Raw genomic sequence first — 16,638 nt, 5'->3', positions numbered from 1 at the left:
CGCACTGCCGTCATCGCCACCCGAGACCGCGGCGATCGAAGGGTTACGCCTTCGCGGTCCTGCGCCGGTCGCCGGCCGCCGCGCCCGTCGTGGTCGTCAACAGTCCGGCATGGGACAGGTAGCCGACCGCCGCGGTACCCAGCAATCCGGTGACGGTCAGCAGCAGCCACGGCAGCGCCGGCCACCCCAACGTCACGGCGGTGTCGAGGGCCGCCCCGGTCAGCAGATTCCCGGCGGCGATGCCGACACCGGCGAGGGTGTTGTACAGGCCGTAATAGGTGCCGACCAGGCGCTGTCCGGCGAACTCGACGATGGTGGCCATCTCGAACGGGTACACGATCATCGTCGCGACCGTCAGCAGCACCGTGCTCACCAACGCCGGCGTCAGCGCCAGTGCCGTGCGCCACGGGCCCGCGCCGATCGCTGGGCTGATCGCGGCGGTGGCGGCGAGCGGCAGGAACGCGACGGCCATCAATGCCAGGCCACGGACGATGGCCTGTGGTGGGCTCCAGCGGCGTTTGGCCCAGGCGGTGACACGGACCTGCCCGGCCACGGTGAGCAGGCCGGAGACGGCGAACAGGATCGCCACCGGAGTCTCCGAGCCCGTCGCCCGGCGGACCTCGATCGGCAGGCCGAGGTAGACCTGGAAGTTCAGCACGTAGGAGCCGATCATCGCGGTGGAGAACAGCAGGAAGCCGCGGTGGCGCAGCACCTGCCGCCAATCCGCCGCAGCGCCGCGGTCGTCCGGGCCGGCCGGGGCGTGTCTGGCGGGCAGTGCCCGGGCCTGGGCGATCATCAGCAGCAGGAACAGCAGCGCCGCGACCGCACAGACCCACCGGAACGATGCGGTCAGCAGGGCGAGACCGATCAGGGGCCCGGCGAGGATGCCGGCCTGGTAGAAGACGTTGAACACGGCGAACGCCTCGGTCTTGCGTTCGCCTGATTCGGCGGCCAGATACGCGCGGACCGCAGGGTTGAACAACGCTCCGGCCAGCCCGGTCAGCACCGACGCGGCGATGAGCACGGGCAGGCTCGTTGCGAAGCCGAGCAGGGCGAACCCGGCCACGCGCAGGCCGAGGCCGGCCAGGATCAGCGGTTTGTAGCCGTACCGGTCGGCGAGGGTGCCACCGAGCAGGAACATGCCCTGCTGGCTGAGGTTGCGCACGCCCAGGATCAGACCGACCGCCCAGGCGGCCATGGCCAGGTCGCCGGTGAGGTAGCCCGCCAGGTAGGGCATGAGCATATAGAAGCCGATGTTGATGGTCAGCTGGTTGACCAGCAGCAGTTGCACCGGCCGGTTGAAGGACCGGACCTGGCCCAGGGTGCCGGTCACGGGGTGCCCTCGATGGTGGGGTCGATCACCCGGGTGCAGCGCGTCCAGCGCCGCACCTCCCGCTCGTGCGGATGACTGATCTCGTCGGGGTCGGCAGCCGGAGCCGATCCGAGCAGGTTGTGGTGACGGCAGTAGTCGTCGCTGTAGACGGTGTCGGCGTAGCGGTGCGGCCCGTCGGGGAAGATCGCGGCGATGCGGGTGTCGTCGGGCAGGGTCCGCGACAGCCAGGAGGCGACCAGGGCGACCGCGCCGACGCTCCACCCGCCGCTGACATAGCTGGCGGCGGCCAGGCGTCGGCAGGCCCACACCGACTCCGGGGCGGCGACCCAGTGGACTTCGTCGAAGGCCGGGTAGTCGACGTTGCGGGGGTGGATGCTGCTGCCGAGCCCGCGCATGAGCCGGGTCCGGGCGGGCTGGCCGAAGATGGTGGAGCCGCACGCGTCGACGCCGACCAGGCGCAGGTCGGGGAAGAACTCGCGCAGCACCCGGGCGGTGCCGGCGCTGTGCCCGCCGGTGCCGACGCTGCAGACCAGCACGTCGATGCGGCCGAGCTGTGCGGCCAGCTCCAGGGCGAGGCTCTGGTAGGCGTCGATGTTGTCGGGGTTGTTGTACTGGTCCGGGCAGAACCCGCCCTGCTCGTCCAGGAGCTGGTTGACGCGGTCGCGGCGGGCCTGTTGCCAGCCGCCTGTCGGGTGCGCGGTGTCGACCAGGTCGATGCGGGCGCCGTAGGCGGTCAAAAGGTTTCTCAGTGGTGGTTCCATGCCGGGGTCGGTGACCAGGGTGACCGGATGGCCGTGGATCAGTCCGGCCAGGGCCAGGCCGAGGCCGAGGGTGCCGGAGGTGGACTCCACGATCGGTGCGCCGTCGGGCAGGTCGCCGCGTTCGCGGGCGCGCTGGATCAGGTGCAGGCCGGGCCGGTCTTTGATGCCGCCTGGGTTGTGGCCTTCGAGTTTGGCCCAGAACCCACGGTCGGTGGTGGCGGTGATATCCGGCGTCCAGAGGACGGGGGTGTTGCCGACGAGCTGGTCGAGATGGTGGCAGGTGGAGGCGGAGACGAGTTGGGCGGGAAGTGGCCGGCGCTGGAGCCGGGGAAACGTCACGTCGATCATGTGCGTAGCCGCTTTCGCAGACGTGGTCCGCCGCCCGGCGTCCACGGCGAGCAGACGTCGGGTGCGGAGGTGAGCAGAGGTCACGAAGGCACGTCGCCGACCGAAGCCGGATCCTGCGCAGCGGCAGGGTCGGGCACGGGGCGGCGGTGTGCGGGACCTGTCAGCTCCGGTACACGCTCGTCAGCGACAGCACGGTGTGCCGTTGTCTGCCGGGAGGATGGGCCGCGTCAGCCGCAGCGGCGGCAGCGGTGAGGGCGTCGTCGGCGGTGGGCGGCGCCGGGGCCGGCGGCAGATCGACATCGTCGATGGAGGTTTGTTGTAGCAGCGCCATCGGGGTGCAGGGATGCGCGAGGTGCTGTTGGTCCGCCGTTACCGCGGTGCACTCGGCGTCCTGACCCGATGCGGAGACGACCGCTGTCGGGCCTGCTGCGGTCGGAGGATGGCCGTGGTGCGCATGCTGCGGCACGTGATGCAGCATGACGCCGCAGAGCAGCAGCAACGCCATGGTGGTCATCCGCACGATCAGCTGGAACATGGCCCTTCCCGCTCAGCATTCCAAGAAAGCCGAGCGGCAAAAGTACCAAAGACTCGTTTCGTTCCGCCGGGTTTCGCGGAATCGCCACGCCGTCTCCCGCACACCGTGTGCGACCCCGAACGCGGGCCGGGGGGGGGGGGGGGGGGCCCCCCCCCGGCCCCCCCCCCCCCCCCCGGGGGGGGGGGGGGCGCCCTGGCGCCCCCCCCCGGCCCCCCCCCCGGATCGACGTGATCAGAGACGTTCGAGAATGGTATTCATCGTGGCGATCTCGGCCTGCTGATCGGTGATGATCTTCTGGGCGAGGGCCTTGGCCTCCGGGTTGGAGCCCTGCGCCACCTCGGTCTGGGCCATCTCGATCGCGCCCTCGTGGTGGCCGATCATCATGGTCAGGAACTGCTTGTCGAACGCCGCGCCCTTGGCGTCCATGAGCTTTTTCATGTCGGCGTCGGTCATCATGCCGGGCATCGAGCCGTGGCCCATGCCGGAGCCCTTGCTCATGTGCGGTGCGGGGGCGGGTTTGCCCCAGGCGGTCAGCCAGCCGGTCATGGTGTCGATCTCGGGCTGCTGCGCGGCCTGGATCTTGCCGGCGAGTGCTTTGACCTCGGCGTCGGCGGCGCGGCCGTCGGCCATATCGGCCATCTGCACGGCCTGCTGGTGGTGCGGGATCATCGCCTGGGCGAACGTGACGTCGGCGTCGTTGAACGTGCCGACCGCCGACGCGGCCGGCGACGCGGCGGTGGTGGCGCCGTGGTTCATGCCAGTGCCGGACGACGAGTGGTCGCTGCCGCCGCAGGCCGACAGCACGAGGGTGGCGGTGACGGCGGCGCCGGCGAGCAGGCCGCGGCGCAGCACGGTGGCGGGCAGGCGGGAAGTACGCATCATTGCGGTTCATGACCTTTCGGCAGGAGGTAGGTACGCGCGAACGCCTCGACACGACCGGTAGCCGGTCGTGGAGGTGGCGTTGCTATATGCGCAGTACCGCTGCCGAGGCGAGGGTGAGCCCGGTGGGGCGGTCCGGCGGCGCCCGCGGGGACATCGCCCGCAGCACCGCGGGCACGGGCAGCAGACGGTGGCCCCGGACCACGGTGAGCAGCCAGAGCAGCATCACGATCACGGCAAGGCCGGTGAGGATCGCCAGGCAGGCGCTCCAGGCGCCGGAGCCGTGCCCGCCGTGGCCGTCGCAGTGCCCGTCCGGACACGGCTGTACCGCAGTGGCCACCGCGGACAGCATCCCGGCGGCACCCGCCGCAGTCGTGCTCATGCCGGTGATCGCCGGGTGCGGGTCGTCACGGACACCGGTGTGGCCGAGGGTGTGCATGAGCGCCAGCCCGAGTGCGGTCGCCAGCAGCAGCGCAAGGCGGGCCGTACGGCCCACCGTTGTCACTGCTGTCGTCGTCACGGCGTCCACGGTAGCGCGCGATCTGATGGCCGTCGCCGACGACCGGACCGATGCCCCACTCTTCGCGCCTCAGCCGGTCCCGGCGGAACGGCGCCGGCGGTGTCCGGCCGGGGTCAGCCCACGGGGCTTGTACACCGAGAGCGCCAATGCGATCAACAGCAGGATCGCGGCACCGGACGCATGAACCAGCGGTGACGCGGTCGCGGTCATCGGCGGTCCACCGTCGGCGGCGAGGCGCGCGGTATCGGCGAGAGCGTCGAGAGTCCGCGTGTACAGCAGCAGGACGGCGACGGCGAACGCGGTGAGCACGAGTTTGACGACCACCCAGTAGTGCCGGACCAGGCCCCACACCGTGATCATGGACTGGGCCAGCCCGGTGATCAGACTCGCGATCCCGAACGGGACCAGCACGTACCAGCCGAGCAGCTCCAGGATCAGGTAGACGGCGTTGACCGTGCGCGGGTCGGCGGCGGTGACGGCCAGGCCGGCCAGCACGAGCGAGGCCGCGACGGCGCCGAGCCATCCGACGGACGCGGCGATGTGCACCAGCAGCCCCGCCCGGCGCCACCCCACGGGCAGCGTCATCCCCGCTCGCTGCGGACGACCGCCGGGACCGACTCGGAGCCCAGATGGCGGCCGGGGCCGTGCCCGGTCAGCGCCGCCGCCACGATCAGCACGAGCAGGAGCGCGCCGACGACCAGGAAACCCTTCACCCAGCGTGGCATGCCTTCCTCCGGGATCGGCTCTCGACGTGACATCACTCCACCACCTCCAACTTTTTCGATACAGAGTGTTTTGATAGTGACAGAGTGACGTGGGGTGGGCAATGCGTACGATGCAGGGGTGCCGAAGTTGTGGAACTCGACCGTCGAACAACACCGCCACACCGTGCACGCCGCCATCCTGGACGCCACCGCCGCGCTCATCGCCGAACACGGGCTGGCGGTGAACATGTCGCAGATCGCCGCGCACGTCGGCATCGGCCGGGCCACCCTGTACAAATACTTCCCCGACGTGCAGGCCATCGTGGCCGCCTGGCACGAGCGTCAGGTCACCGCCCACCTCGACCACCTCACCAGCGTCGCCGCCCAGCACCAGGATCCGGGCGAACGGCTGCGCACCGTGCTGTCCACCTATCTACGGCTGTCCAGCACCGGCACGCATACCGGGCACGGCAACCACGGCGGCGGGCCGGCCGCGCAGCTCGCGACAGCGCTGCATCAGGCTTCGCACATGCCGGCAGCTCACCAGCGGCTGCGTGAGCTCGTCACCGCAGTGATCGCCGGTGCCGCCGACGCGGGTGTCGCCCGCACCGACGTACCGACCGACGAACTGGCCACCTACTGCCTGCACGCGCTGGCCGCCGCGGCGGCGCTGCCGTCACCCGGCAGCCATGAGCGCCTGCTCGAGGTCACCTGGGCCGGGCTGCTACCGCCGCGGTGACCCCATATTCGCGCCCGGCCCGGGAACTCGATGCCTGGCCGGGCAGGTCAGGTCCCGGGACGGCGCCCGAAGGTATGCACCCGGGCACCGGTCTCCAGGTGGTCCCACATGGCCACAGCGTCACGGTGCAGCAGATTGACGCAGCCGTGCGAGCCGCGGGCGGTGTCGTGTAGATACGTGGTCGTCTCGTGGAAACCGATGCCGCCGATGAATCGCTGCCAGTACGGCAGCCACACCTCGTACGGATCCGACCATTCCTTCTCGGCGCGCTTGTTGATCCGGTAGGTACCGGCCGGGGTCGCGTGGCCGGCGAAGCCGGTCCGCGCGACCGTCGGCCCCGCCACGACGGCGCCGTCGCGCATCACCCATGCGGTCTGCAACGTGAGATCGACGCAGGCGGTGACCCCCTGACCGGTGGCGCAGCGAGCCAGATTCGCCGGTTGGGAACTCGTGGCGATCCGGCGGGCGACATCAGCGGTCGTCGCGTCGGCCTGCCCGGCGGCGGGTTCGATACCGAACCGTTGCTGGAAGCCACGGATGGCGGCGCAGTCCGCCGGTGACTGCAGGCCGTCGACGCTCACCGCGCCGATCGAACCCAGTTGCGCAAGGTTCTCCTCGATGGCGCGCTGCCACCGCCCGCCCGCACAGGGCGCTGCGACGGCCCGGCGCGACGCTGCAGGGCCGGGATCCGCTGGTCCGGCGTTCTCGTGTCCGGCATCCGGGGAGGGGGTGGACTCGTGACGGATCACGGTGACGAACGACGTGCCGGCCGGCGCCGCGTCGCGAGCCGTCGCCGTGGCGGCCGGTGGTGGGGAACCGATCACGCCGGCGATGTCCGCCGCGGCGCCCGCACCTGCCAGGCCGAGCACCGCAGCCGCGCTCAGCAGGTAACCCGCCGCCGATGAACCCGACACCCTGACAACCACCTTCCGACAAAGCCGACGGTCGTGAGATCGGCGCCCGGGGCCGCCGGGTTTCGGCGTCGTAGGGAGTAGTCGTGGTGCGTTGTCCACCGGCCTCGCCGTTACCGCCGGCGTGGCCCCGGCAAACGTTCGCTGCCGGGGCCGCGCCAGCGGGCTGGTGGTCACTGTTGTTGTGGGGTCAGGTTCACCCGGCGCAAGAGTTGGGCGTTCACCGCGACCACGATCGTCGAGGCGCTCATGAGGACCGCTCCGATAGCCGGGCTCAACGTGATCCCGGCCCAGGCCAGCACCCCGGCCGCGAGGGGGATGGCGACGACGTTGTAGCCGGCCGCCCAGGCCAGGTTCTGGATCATCTTGCGGTAGGAGGCCTTCGATAGCCGGATCACGCCGGTCACCGCGCGGGGGTCGGAGGAGGCCAGCACTACACCTGCGGACTCGATCGCCACGTCCGTGCCCGCCCCGATCGCCAGGCCGACGTCGGCGCGGGCCAGCGCCGGCGCGTCGTTGACGCCGTCACCGACCATCGCCACCCGCAACCCGCGGGCCTGCAACTCCGCGACCGTGCGATTTTTGTCGGCCGGTAGCACCTCGGCGAACACCTCATCGACGCCAGGGACGAACCCGAGATCAGCTGCGACGGCCTCGGCCACCGGCCGGGCATCCCCGGTGATCATCACGATCTTGCTGATGCCGGCCCGGCGCAGCTGTTCGATGGCCTGCCGGGCTTCCGGGCGTACCTCGTCCTCCAACGCGAAAACGCCGATCACCTCCGGCGTGCCGCCGTCGGGTACGCGCAGCAGGTGCAGCACCGCCGCGCCCCGCGCCGACCACTGCCCGGCCGTCTCCTGCAGACCGGCGGGAACGTCGGCGCCGAGCTCGCGCAGCAGAGCCGGTCCGCCGACGGCGTAGGTGTGGGCATCGACGACCGCCTGCACCCCACGGCCGGTCAGCGACCGGAACCCGGCGGCCCGGGCGTGCAGGCCCCGGTCGTGGGCGACCGCGGTCAGCGCCCGCGCCAGCGGGTGTTCGCTGTCGGCCTCGACGGCTGCGGCGATGCGCAGCACGTCGGTGTCGGTGAACCCGTCGGCGGCGGCGGTGCCGGTCACGGTGTGCGCGCCCTTGGTCAGGGTGCCGGTCTTGTCGAACAGCACCGTGTCGACGGTGCGCATCCGCTCCAGGGCGAGCCGGTCCTTGACCAGGATGCCCGCTCTGGCCGACAACGCCGTCGACAGGGCGATCACCAGTGGGATCGCCAGACCGAGAGCGTGCGGGCACGCGATCACCAGCACCGTCACCGTCCGCACGACGGCCTGGTCCAGGTCGCCGAGCAGCCACCAGACGATAAAGGTCACCACCGCGGCTGCGGAGGCGATGTAGAACAGCATCGCCGCGAACCGGTCGGCCAGCACCTGTGCCCGCCCGCCGGCGGCCTGCGCTTGCGCGACCAGCCGGCCGATGCCGGCCAGGGCGGTGTTCTCCCCCACCGCCTCGACCCGCACCCGGATCGCCGAGTCGGTTGCGACCGTCCCGGCCACCACCCGGTCGCCCTCACCGCGAGACACCGGCCGTGACTCGCCCGTGATCATCGACTCGTCGAGTTCGGCCGCTCCGTCGACGATTCGCCCGTCGGCCGGAACGCGGGCGCCGGAGCGCACCAGCACGGTGTCGCCGACTGCCAGGTCGGCCAATGCGACCTTCTCGACGCCGCCAGTGCCGGTGACGCGTTCGGCGTCGTCGGGCAGCAGCGCGGCCAGCGCTGCCAGCGCGCCCTGGGCCTGGCCGATCGCTTTCATCTCCTGCCAGTGCCCGAGCAGCATGATGGTCACCAGCGCCGCCAGTTCCCACCAGAAGTCCAGGTCGAACAGCCCGAGGCTGGTGGCCAGCGACGCCGCGTACGCGACCGTGATCGCCATCGAGATCAGCAGCATCATGCCGGGCGCCCGATCCCGGACCTCGCTGACCGCGCCGGCCAGGAACGGCCAGCCGCCGTAGAAGAACACCGCCGTGCCGAGGACGGGGCCGACCCAGGCCATGCCGGGGAAGTCGAGGCTGTAGCCGAACCAGTCCATGATCATGTGGCTGGTCACGACGATCGGGATCGTCAGAGCAAGGCTGAGCCAGAACTTGCGACGGAAGACCTCCGGGTCGTGACCGGCATGCTTGTCGTGACCCTCGTGCCCATGGCCGCCATGAGGTCCGCCACTGGGTCCGCGCGCATGGTGATCGTGGCCGGCTGTGGCCTGATGGACGTTGTCGTGTGAGCCGGCGTGGTCGAGAGCCACAGCGACCTGGTGGCGCTCGCGGCCGTGAGAATGGGTGTTGTCGTGCTCGTCGTGGGTCGGCATGTCGACCACCTCCAATACCCGAAGGTATACCCCCTAGGGGTATATGGCAAGGGTGGTGATGGCCACCGATGTCACACCGAAACCTCTTCACCGACGCCGTGGTTTGCCCCGACCGCGACCGCATCTGGTCACCGTCGCCGGCCGCCGAGCATGCCACTGGTTGGGTATGTTCGGCGGCCACCGCGCGGTGGTCGCTCACATTCGCCATCACGAGGAGCGAAGGCCGGAACGCCAGAGAATCCTCACGGCCAAGCCACGACTTTCGTTGACGGGGAGCTGCGACGGTGGACAGGCCGGCCGTCGCCCCCGTCGAGCCTGGTGCGGCTGACGCCGTACCGCAACGCGAGCGTCCGGCTACCTGCTCAGCGCAGCCGCGGAAGAGACCCGCCTCGGCCGTCTCGATCCGGCGAGCACCGCCGACCTCGTCACCGCTACGGTGCTGTCGGTCCTCGCGCTACCGCCGACGCACGATGCCGGCCCGCCCGCCTGACGCCCGGCCGTCGCGGTCACCGCCGCCACACGCATGCTGGTGGCGCTGGGCGGGTGTCAGCTGTGGTGGCGGGTGTGTTCCCCGGCGGGGGTCGAGTGGGTGGGGCCGGGCTGCGGCGGGTCGTTCACGGCGCCGCGCAGTGCGGGACCGATCACCAGGGTCGACCCGGCGAACATGGCGGCGAACAGCAGCACCGCGATACCGGGCGCCCACCAGGTGCCGAACCGGCGGCGCAGTCGCAGCAGCATCGGTGTCATCATGGCCAGCCCGAGGACGGCGAACAGCACGGTGCCACCGAGCCCCGCCAGCAGTGCCGCGCCGGCGAACAGTCCGATGTGGTGCAGCAGGTGCGGGGCCAGGCCCATCGCCGCGCCGAGGACCGCACCGGCGCTCCACCGGCCGGCGCGACGACGCGGCGTGTTCTGCGTGGCGCCGGGCGATGAGGCGGTCACCGCGAGCCTGTCTCAGGGCGGGTCCGGTAGTGCCACACCAGGCGGGGCTCCGGCTCGCTGTGGGGGTTGCGGTACGTGTCGTTGCGCACCGGTCCGTCGCGGTGCAGCCCGGCGACAGCGCCTATCGTGTCCAGGTTCGCCTGCGACCAGGCGAAGAAGGTCAGGCCGGGGCCCGTGGGCAGGCCCGGGTTGGCGCGCATGACGAGGCGCCCCTGCGGTGTGAGCCAGGACGCGACGTGTCGCAACTGCTGCTCGATGACCTGCTGGCCGCCGAAGTTGATGCAGCCCAGGGCGAAGACCACGTCGACTGACCCGGGCCGGATGGGCGCGTCGAGCAGGTCCGAGACCAGATCGGCGGCCGGGTTGACCAGTTCGATCCCGATCAGGTTGCCGATCTTGCCCTTGAACGGGTTGGCGCCGCATCCCACGTCGACCACGAACCGCGGCTGCCAGGATCGGACCTGTTCGACCAGGGCGTATCCGCTGTGCTCGAAGCCGGACAGGGAACTGCGCCACCGCGACGGATCGAAGAACGCGGCCACCTCACGACGCAGCCGCGCCGCACCGTCGGCAGACACTGCGTGAGCCTCAGTCACGTGCCGCTCCGCGCACCTCGGCCGTGGCCGGCTGCCCACCGGCGGCGTCGACCAGGGTCGTCAACGCCTCGATGACTGCTGGGCGCTGTTCAGCGGGAATGTTGCGCAGCAGGTCGGCGAACCTCGCCGCACGGGCAACCGCCAGCTCGCCGGCAGCGCGGCGGCCGTCCGGGGTCAGCTCCAGCCACACCAGGCGCCCGTCACCACCACGGTTGGCCCGGCAGACCCAGCCACGGCTGGTCAGTTGGGAGACGATGCGGCTGACCGTGCTCTTCTCCAGCCGCAACCGCTCACCCAGCACGGTCTGTGTCAGCGGGCCGTCTCGATCCAGTTCGCCCACCGCGTGCGCCTCGGAGCTCGGCACCGGCGTCCCGCACGGGGTGCGGTCAGGCTGATGCAATCCGAAGGCCCGCACGAACGCGGTGATCCGCCCCTGCAGGGCAACAGCCTGATCGAGCTCATCCTCCAACATGGTTCGACGATACAACTAATAAGTTCGACGGTACAACCATCTTCGGCGGTGTTAAACGCATCGGGCAGCGGTTACCTACCCTCACAGGGGCCCGCAGCCCCTGCACTGCTCCCCGGCAGGGGCGGTGACGGTCAGGATCGTGCAGCCTCGGCCAGGCCCGTAGCGTCACCCCGGAACGCCGCCCAAGACGCACCGGACCGGACGGCCGGTGAGCGCGTCTCGGTGGACAGCGTCACCCGGCAACGCGGGTGTCCGGGCTGATCGCCGTGCCGGCCGCGGCCGGCGCACGGGCGGAAGAAGCCGGTGGCGAGCGGCATGACCACGGCGGTGTTCGTGTCAGTCGCCGTGCCCGTATGGCGGTGCTGTCGCGCTGAGCACCTGCAGGTCCCGGGTGTCCTGCTCGTTGTCGATGTCGCCGCGGGCGAACCGCGCGGCGAGCAACTGCTGCAGTGTCGGTCCATGCGTCACGGGCTGATTGCACTGCGCGGCGCGTCCGATGTAGCGGACCACGGCGACGATGCCGGCGATCACCGCCGCCCAGAACAGCACACTGCTCACGGTCATCAGGACCATGCCCCAGCCGCCCATGCCGTAGCCGTTGTACATCATCGCGATCTCCTCTGGTCCTGCACGGGCGGGCTGCCGCCGGTGACGCTGTACCTCTCACCGTCCTCCCGTATGCAGGGCCGAGCACCTGCCTAAGGGCGCCTCATGTGGGCCGAAAGTCCGTACCCCGGCGGACAGAGCAGCGGTAGTGGCGGGCGCCGGGAGGCCCGGTCCAGGGCCTGGGCCTGGGTGGAGTCCGCGCCCGGAGGTTGCGAAGGTGATCGTCTGGACTGCCGACTGTCTCCCGGTCACGGCGGACAAGACGACGACTCCGCGGATGGGGCTTGCTGCAGGAGCATGGCGTTGAGGGCCATGTTCGCGGCGAACTGGCCGTTGACCACCTCGTGCCGTTCCAGCCGCTGCTGTACGGCGGGGTCGTAGCGGCCCAGTTTGACCAGGCCGTCGGAGAACCAGCCGTTGTCGTTGCCGCTGCCGTCGACGAATGCGGCGTAGCGGCGTTCGCCGGGCCAGATGACCTTCGTCAGCAGGTTGCCGAACCGGGTCATGTCCGCGGCGGTCCAGAAGTCGCCCTGGCCTTCGGCTTCGACGACGTACGACATGACGCCGTTGGCATGGCTGACGTCCTGCCCCGGGCGCCGCGTGCTGCCCCACTCGTCGTTCCAGAAGTACGCCGACGCGTCCACCGGATGCGGTTGCAGCTGACCGCGCAGGCCGGTGGGGTAATTCGGCAGCTTGCGATCGATGTCGTCGACGACCTTGCGGTAGCGGTCCCGGCGGGCCGGGTCCTCGGTGATCGCGGCCAGGTTGAGAGCAATGGTCGCCCAGTGCGACGCCATGTGCGTACGGCTGCGGTAGATGGTGTCGTTGGCTCCGCGGCTGTGCCACTTGTCGAAGACGTGCGTCTCGGCGAAGGCCAGCAGCTTCTCGTACCGGGCACGGTAGCCGAGATCGTCGTAGACGGCCGGGGTCTGCCGCATGATCCGCAGCGTCGTGGTGGCGTGCCGCCAGAAGTAGCTCTCGTACAGAGACACCTCGACCCCGGTCGGCTGCAGATCCTTCCGGTTCGACACCCAGCCCAGGTAGCCGTCGCGGTACTGGCTGGTCGGCAGCGACTTCGACGCCCGGGCGGTGTCGACGACACCGTTCAGGTACTCCAGAGCCCGGTCCAGGTACCGGGTGCGTCCGGTGGCACGGAAGACCGCCGTGTTGGCGTCCACCGCGTAGGAGAGCGTGTAGTGCTCCCAACTGTCGGCGCTGCGGCTCGCCGGCAGGGCCTCGGTGCGTTCGAAGTCCCACGTCTGCAGGTACCGGTTCTCCCAGTGCGACACCGGCAGTACCGTCACCGACCCGGCCGGACTTCGACCGGCCGAGCACAGTGGGGTTGCGGCTGCGGAGACCGGCGGTCTCCTGTCCTGCAGAGCGAACAGCCCGGCGCCCACCACGACCACCGCTCCCAGCGCCAGAAGCAGCCAACGGCGGAGGCCGAATCCGGGCTCGCCGAGTGGAGACGTGACCGTCCTCATGGACGTCCCTTTCCTCGCCGGCCCAGGGCTTCGTGCAGGGTTTGCAACAGGCCGGCGAAGCCTGCGGGGTCACGCAAATGCGGCAGGCACCTTTCGCTGCCGGCGTGGGACGCCGTCCCGACGAGGACGGGGGCGGGCGTGATCGCGCGCCGAGCTGACGGGCCGGTGTGCCAGCTCTGGTAGGCCTGTTGCAGCGCCGGGTCTGTTCGTCGTATCGCGAACGGCCGGTACCACTCGGGTACTCCCGCCAGGTCCGGCTCGTCGGTTCCGGCCGGGACCTCGTCGACGGCGAGCACCGCGTGGGTAGCGCACCGCTCGGCGAACGCCGCCGCGAGCAGTGCTGCCTCGGCGTGGCCGACCAGGATCGGAGCCCGGCGCAGGTCGAGCCCGCCGATCAGCATGATGAGGTCGTGGACCAGCGACGGCAGGCCGCAGTCGTGGCGGGCCGCGGACTGGCCGTGACCGGGCAGGTCGATGGCGACGGCGGCGACGTCGCCACCGAGATCGGCGGCGGCCGGCCACCACATCGTGCGGTCGTAGCCGAGGCCGTGCAGAAACACGACGGGACGGCCGTAGCGGCCCCAGCGGTCGTAGACGAGCAGGTTCTTCGGTGTTCCGTACGCATGGGTCGTACGGCGAGGCGGCTGCGGAGGCACGGTGAATCGTCTTCCTGATCTGCGGATACGCGGGCGCGCATCATCGGCGTCAAGCCGCGGGCGCGATGACGTGCTCGAAGAGATACGAGGAAAGACGCAGTCCTATATGCGCAGGACACCCAGAAGACTGAGATCAGGATCCGAGGCGACCACCGTCCCGGCCCTGACGACATCACGATCGAGTGGCGGCGCAACGACCGGGAGCACGGCGACGGCCACGACATCCGCAGCCACCCGCAGACGCTTGACGGGATGCGGGGTCCACTCGTTGCCGTGCTGGTGCTCATGCGCGGTTTCATCGTGGTGCGCCACGACGGGTGCGACCGCCGTATGCCCCGCGTACACATGATCACCGGCATGGTGGGCGCTCGCGGCGGAGAACAGGGCGGCTGCGGCGACAAGCACCACGATCATGACCACGGCGACGAGCCCGCCCGGCCAGGAACGGCAGGGCCGGGCCATCCCGTACGGGCGCGCGGTCATACCCTCCAGTTAACCAGCGCCAGCGGTGAACCGGCCCCGCCGTTCGTGTGACAAGCCACCCGGCCGGGACATCCGAGAGCCGACGGCAGGAGTCGGTGTGTTGATTCCGAATGCCGGTCGCCACCCGTGGATCCTGCTGCCGGTGGTTCGTTACCGCAGGTTCTGCCAGCAGCCCCCGAACCGCACGCCGGTTTCCTGTGAAAGCTCCAGTCGTGGGCGGATCACCGGGAGAACAGGACCGCGGCCAGCGCTCCCCAGCCACCGATCATCACCACGGCGAGGATGATCCACACGGTTCGCGGTGAGGTGGCGTCGTCATCATTGCGGTCACCGCCGCAGCAGTCCCCGCTCATCGCCCACCGCCGGCGGAGCCGGTCACGACTTTTCGCCAGAGCAGCAGGAGCAGCCGGGCTGGCATCCGCACGCATCCACCTCACCGTGGGCGACGGCAGCCGGTTGCGCTGAGGCACCGGTGATCGGTACGGCGCAGCAGGCGTCGCCGCGCCATGCCTCACGGCCTTCTTTCACCGCGACGGCGGCGATTACCAGGGCGGCGATCGGGTCAGCCCAGGACCAGCCGAACAGGCTGTTGACCGCAAGGCCCACCAGCAGCACCGCGGACAGGTAGGTGCACAGCAGCGTCTGCTTCGAGTCGGCGACCGCCGACCGCGACCCGAGTTCCCGCCCGGCACGTCGCTGGGCGTAGGACAGGCCCGGCATGATCGCCAGCGACAGCGCGGGCAGAACCAGGCCGACGCTGGAGTGCTCGGCTTCTGCGCCGCTGATCAGAGCACGCACCGACTCGACGGTGACGTAGGCGGCCAGGGCGAAGAACGACACGGCGATGATCCGCAGCGCGATCTTCTCGCGGGCCTCGGGATCCTTACCGGCGAACTGCCACGCCACGGCGGCGGCCGAGGACACCTCAATGATCGAGTCGAGGCCGAAGCCGATCAACGCGGTCGACGACGCGATCGTGCCCGCGGTGATCGCAACGATCGCCTCGATCACGTTGTAGGTGATCGTCGCAGCCACCAGCAGCCGCACGCGGCGACTGAGCACGCTGCGGCGCTGCGGCGACGGCCCCACCGGAGTGATCTGAATCAGCGGGCCGGCCATCAGCAGCAACCCTTCTCGGCCGAGTCCGGGCACGCCAAAGGGTCCACGGCCAGCACCACCCCGAGCAGATCACCCAGCGCGTGCGCCAGCCGCGGATCGGCCAGCTCATAACGGACCCGACGGCCCTCCGGCACCGTCACCACCAGACCACAGCCGCGCAGACAGGTCAGGTGATTCGACAACTTCTGCCGGGTGCAGCCCATCAGGTCAGCCAGTTCGGCCGGGTAGCCCGGCCCCTCGCGTAGGGCGAGCAGCAACCGGGCCCGGGTCGGGTCCGACAGGGCATGCCCGAAGCGGGCCAGCACCGAGCCGTGAGTCAGGATCTCCACTGCCTGACAGTACATCGAATGCTGTACTGTCGCCAGCCGAAGCCTTCCCGAAGGAGATGCGCCATGGCCTGGATCGCGTTCACCCTCTACCTGACCGGCATCCTCGTCGCCTTCGTCCTGCGCACCTGGCTGCACAAACGCCGCACCGGCGACAGCGGCCACCGGCACAGCCATCCGCCCGCCGGCAGCGCCGCCTGGTGGGCACAGGCACTACTCGGCATAGGGACCCTGGGCGGTTTCATCGCCCCGCTACTGGACGCCACCGGCACCCTCGACCCGCTGCTGGCCCTGTACCACCCGCCCATCCAGGTGATCGGCACCGTCGTCGCCCTCATCGGATTCTTCGGCGTCTTCGCCGCTCAACAAGCGATGGGGAATTCCTGGCGCATCGGCGTCGACGCCGAAGAGCGCACCGCCCTGGTCACTACCGGTGTCTTCGGCCTGGTCCGCAACCCGGTCTTCACCGCCATCATCACCGCCATGGCCGGAATCTCCGCCATGACGCCGACCTGGGCGCAACTGCTGGCCCTGGCTGCCGTGATCGCCGGGATCGAACTGCAGGTCCGCGTCGTCGAGGAGCCTTACCTGCGGGCCACGCACGGCACCGCGTACGCCGAGTACACCCGCCATACCGGCCGGTTCCTGCCCGGGCTCGGCCGAACCGCGAGCACCACCTGACAACGGCGGTCCGGGTGATCAAGCGGCGGGTTCGACGGCATGCAGGCGTTCCATCACGTCTGTTATCTGCCCGCTTCCAGATGCTGTTTCAGTTTCGCCAGGTTGCCGGGCATCTCTTTGCGGGCCTCAGGGCGTACCACCAGCGGGACGAGTACCTTGCCGATGCCGTGGCCGGCGAAGTCGACG

21 protein-coding genes are annotated in these 16,638 nt (G+C 70.4%); 2 read left to right on the top strand and 19 right to left on the bottom strand.

Annotated elements, in window-relative coordinates; genetic code table 11:
* Positions 1 to 43 precede the first annotated feature (43 nt).
* The 7 genes from J5X75_RS09240 to J5X75_RS09210 all read right to left on the bottom strand — a co-directional run bounded on the left by J5X75_RS09240 (position 44) and on the right by J5X75_RS09210 (position 5,134).
* Entirely contained in the window at positions 44 to 1,333 is a 1,290-nt protein-coding gene (locus J5X75_RS09240) for an MDR family MFS transporter (RefSeq protein ID WP_307798001.1), read from the bottom strand.
* Positions 1,330 to 2,526, bottom strand: a complete 1,197-nt coding sequence (locus J5X75_RS09235) for a PLP-dependent cysteine synthase family protein (protein WP_307798000.1) — start codon at positions 2,524 to 2,526, stop codon at positions 1,330 to 1,332. Before J5X75_RS09235 ends, J5X75_RS09240 begins: the two co-directional genes overlap by 4 nt.
* A gap of 76 nt (positions 2,527 to 2,602) precedes the next feature.
* Positions 2,603 to 2,977 (bottom strand): hypothetical protein, encoded by a 375-nt coding sequence (locus J5X75_RS09230; protein ID WP_208466911.1) that lies wholly within the window; start codon positions 2,975 to 2,977, stop codon positions 2,603 to 2,605.
* Positions 2,978 to 3,208: 231 nt separating this feature from the next.
* Positions 3,209 to 3,859, bottom strand: a complete 651-nt coding sequence (locus tag J5X75_RS09225; protein WP_208466910.1) for a DUF305 domain-containing protein — start codon at positions 3,857 to 3,859, stop codon at positions 3,209 to 3,211.
* 82 nt (positions 3,860 to 3,941) lie between these two features.
* Positions 3,942 to 4,376, bottom strand: a complete 435-nt coding sequence (locus J5X75_RS09220) for a DUF6153 family protein (RefSeq protein WP_208466909.1) — start codon at positions 4,374 to 4,376, stop codon at positions 3,942 to 3,944.
* 69 nt (positions 4,377 to 4,445) lie between these two features.
* The gene (locus tag J5X75_RS09215) at positions 4,446 to 4,961 is read right to left on the bottom strand and encodes a DUF2269 domain-containing protein (RefSeq protein ID WP_208466908.1); all 516 of its coding nucleotides are present in this window, start codon (positions 4,959 to 4,961) and stop codon (positions 4,446 to 4,448) included.
* Positions 4,958 to 5,134 carry a hypothetical protein gene (locus J5X75_RS09210; protein WP_208466907.1) on the bottom strand — a complete coding sequence of 59 codons (177 nt, stop codon included), beginning with the start codon at positions 5,132 to 5,134 and terminating at the stop codon, positions 4,958 to 4,960. Before J5X75_RS09210 ends, J5X75_RS09215 begins: the two co-directional genes overlap by 4 nt.
* An 85-nt stretch (positions 5,135 to 5,219) precedes the next feature.
* On the opposite strand from J5X75_RS09210, the gene J5X75_RS09205 reads away from it, so the two are divergent.
* On the top strand, positions 5,220 to 5,819 hold the full coding sequence (locus J5X75_RS09205; RefSeq protein ID WP_208466906.1) for a TetR/AcrR family transcriptional regulator: 600 nt from the start codon (positions 5,220 to 5,222) through the stop codon (positions 5,817 to 5,819).
* Between the two features lie 47 nt (positions 5,820 to 5,866).
* On the opposite strand, the gene J5X75_RS09200 is transcribed toward J5X75_RS09205, so the two are convergent.
* From J5X75_RS09200 to J5X75_RS09150, 12 genes are all read right to left on the bottom strand, one after another.
* Positions 5,867 to 6,733 (bottom strand): L,D-transpeptidase family protein, encoded by an 867-nt coding sequence (locus J5X75_RS09200; RefSeq protein WP_307797999.1) that lies wholly within the window; start codon positions 6,731 to 6,733, stop codon positions 5,867 to 5,869.
* A 170-nt stretch (positions 6,734 to 6,903) separates the two neighbouring features.
* On the bottom strand, positions 6,904 to 9,087 hold the full coding sequence (locus J5X75_RS09195; protein WP_208466904.1) for a heavy metal translocating P-type ATPase: 2,184 nt from the start codon (positions 9,085 to 9,087) through the stop codon (positions 6,904 to 6,906).
* Between the two features lie 546 nt (positions 9,088 to 9,633).
* Positions 9,634 to 10,029: a hypothetical protein gene (locus J5X75_RS09190; protein WP_208466903.1), complete on the bottom strand. Its 396-nt coding sequence runs from the start codon at positions 10,027 to 10,029 to the stop codon at positions 9,634 to 9,636.
* A complete protein-coding gene (locus J5X75_RS09185; protein WP_208466902.1) occupies positions 10,026 to 10,607 on the bottom strand; it encodes a class I SAM-dependent methyltransferase in 582 nt (193 codons plus the stop codon). Before J5X75_RS09185 ends, J5X75_RS09190 begins: the two co-directional genes overlap by 4 nt.
* Before the next feature lie 10 nt (positions 10,608 to 10,617).
* Positions 10,618 to 11,097, bottom strand: coding sequence for a MarR family winged helix-turn-helix transcriptional regulator (locus J5X75_RS09180; protein ID WP_208466901.1), 480 nt, complete (start codon positions 11,095 to 11,097; stop codon positions 10,618 to 10,620).
* Positions 11,098 to 11,433: 336 nt separating this feature from the next.
* On the bottom strand, positions 11,434 to 11,706 hold the full coding sequence (locus J5X75_RS09175) for an SHOCT domain-containing protein (protein WP_208466900.1): 273 nt from the start codon (positions 11,704 to 11,706) through the stop codon (positions 11,434 to 11,436).
* Positions 11,707 to 11,951: 245 nt separating this feature from the next.
* Positions 11,952 to 13,187 (bottom strand): hypothetical protein, encoded by a 1,236-nt coding sequence (locus tag J5X75_RS09170; protein WP_208466899.1) that lies wholly within the window; start codon positions 13,185 to 13,187, stop codon positions 11,952 to 11,954.
* On the bottom strand, positions 13,184 to 13,843 hold the full coding sequence (locus tag J5X75_RS09165) for an alpha/beta fold hydrolase (protein ID WP_208466898.1): 660 nt from the start codon (positions 13,841 to 13,843) through the stop codon (positions 13,184 to 13,186). Before J5X75_RS09165 ends, J5X75_RS09170 begins: the two co-directional genes overlap by 4 nt.
* A gap of 102 nt (positions 13,844 to 13,945) precedes the next feature.
* On the bottom strand, positions 13,946 to 14,326 hold the full coding sequence (locus tag J5X75_RS09160) for a hypothetical protein (protein WP_208466897.1): 381 nt from the start codon (positions 14,324 to 14,326) through the stop codon (positions 13,946 to 13,948).
* Positions 14,327 to 14,547: 221 nt separating this feature from the next.
* On the bottom strand, positions 14,548 to 14,679 hold the full coding sequence (locus J5X75_RS45385; protein ID WP_274383482.1) for a hypothetical protein: 132 nt from the start codon (positions 14,677 to 14,679) through the stop codon (positions 14,548 to 14,550).
* 22 nt (positions 14,680 to 14,701) lie between these two features.
* Complete coding sequence (locus tag J5X75_RS09155; protein ID WP_208466896.1) at positions 14,702 to 15,445, bottom strand: cation efflux transmembrane domain-containing protein; 744 nt, start codon at positions 15,443 to 15,445, stop codon at positions 14,702 to 14,704.
* Positions 15,445 to 15,789: an ArsR/SmtB family transcription factor gene (locus J5X75_RS09150; RefSeq protein WP_208466895.1), complete on the bottom strand. Its 345-nt coding sequence runs from the start codon at positions 15,787 to 15,789 to the stop codon at positions 15,445 to 15,447. The genes J5X75_RS09155 and J5X75_RS09150 overlap by 1 nt, the downstream gene beginning before the upstream one ends.
* Positions 15,790 to 15,837: 48 nt before the next feature.
* Here J5X75_RS09150 and J5X75_RS09145 point away from each other — a divergent pair, with 48 nt between their 5' ends.
* Entirely contained in the window at positions 15,838 to 16,452 is a 615-nt protein-coding gene (locus J5X75_RS09145) for a methyltransferase family protein (protein WP_208466894.1), read from the top strand.
* The last annotated feature ends 186 nt before the right edge of the window (positions 16,453 to 16,638 follow it).

It is taken from the genome of Actinoplanes flavus (assembly GCF_017592555.1).
Taxonomy (GTDB): Bacteria; Actinomycetota; Actinomycetes; order Mycobacteriales; family Micromonosporaceae; genus Actinoplanes; species Actinoplanes flavus.
This window is presented reverse-complemented; position numbering and strand designations above follow the sequence as displayed.

What these genes read in the sequence shown, in the direction of transcription:
- J5X75_RS09215 (WP_208466908.1), bottom strand. Translation starts at nt 4,961, where the DNA reads ATGACGCTGCCCGTGGGGTGGCGCCGGGCGGGGCTGCTGGTGCACATC.
- J5X75_RS09155 (WP_208466896.1), bottom strand. Translation starts at nt 15,445, where the DNA reads ATGGCCGGCCCGCTGATTCAGATCACTCCGGTGGGGCCGTCGCCGCAG.
- J5X75_RS09210 (WP_208466907.1), bottom strand. Translation starts at nt 5,134, where the DNA reads ATGTCACGTCGAGAGCCGATCCCGGAGGAAGGCATGCCACGCTGGGTG.
- J5X75_RS45385 (WP_274383482.1), bottom strand. Translation starts at nt 14,679, where the DNA reads ATGAGCGGGGACTGCTGCGGCGGTGACCGCAATGATGACGACGCCACC.
- J5X75_RS09150 (WP_208466895.1), bottom strand. Translation starts at nt 15,789, where the DNA reads ATGTACTGTCAGGCAGTGGAGATCCTGACTCACGGCTCGGTGCTGGCC.
- J5X75_RS09145 (WP_208466894.1), top strand. Translation starts at nt 15,838, where the DNA reads ATGGCCTGGATCGCGTTCACCCTCTACCTGACCGGCATCCTCGTCGCC.
- J5X75_RS09225 (WP_208466910.1), bottom strand. Translation starts at nt 3,859, where the DNA reads ATGATGCGTACTTCCCGCCTGCCCGCCACCGTGCTGCGCCGCGGCCTG.
- J5X75_RS09230 (WP_208466911.1), bottom strand. Translation starts at nt 2,977, where the DNA reads ATGTTCCAGCTGATCGTGCGGATGACCACCATGGCGTTGCTGCTGCTC.
- J5X75_RS09180 (WP_208466901.1), bottom strand. Translation starts at nt 11,097, where the DNA reads ATGTTGGAGGATGAGCTCGATCAGGCTGTTGCCCTGCAGGGGCGGATC.
- J5X75_RS09175 (WP_208466900.1), bottom strand. Translation starts at nt 11,706, where the DNA reads ATGATGTACAACGGCTACGGCATGGGCGGCTGGGGCATGGTCCTGATG.
- J5X75_RS09170 (WP_208466899.1), bottom strand. Translation starts at nt 13,187, where the DNA reads ATGAGGACGGTCACGTCTCCACTCGGCGAGCCCGGATTCGGCCTCCGC.
- J5X75_RS09195 (WP_208466904.1), bottom strand. Translation starts at nt 9,087, where the DNA reads ATGCCGACCCACGACGAGCACGACAACACCCATTCTCACGGCCGCGAG.
- J5X75_RS09160 (WP_208466897.1), bottom strand. Translation starts at nt 14,326, where the DNA reads ATGACCGCGCGCCCGTACGGGATGGCCCGGCCCTGCCGTTCCTGGCCG.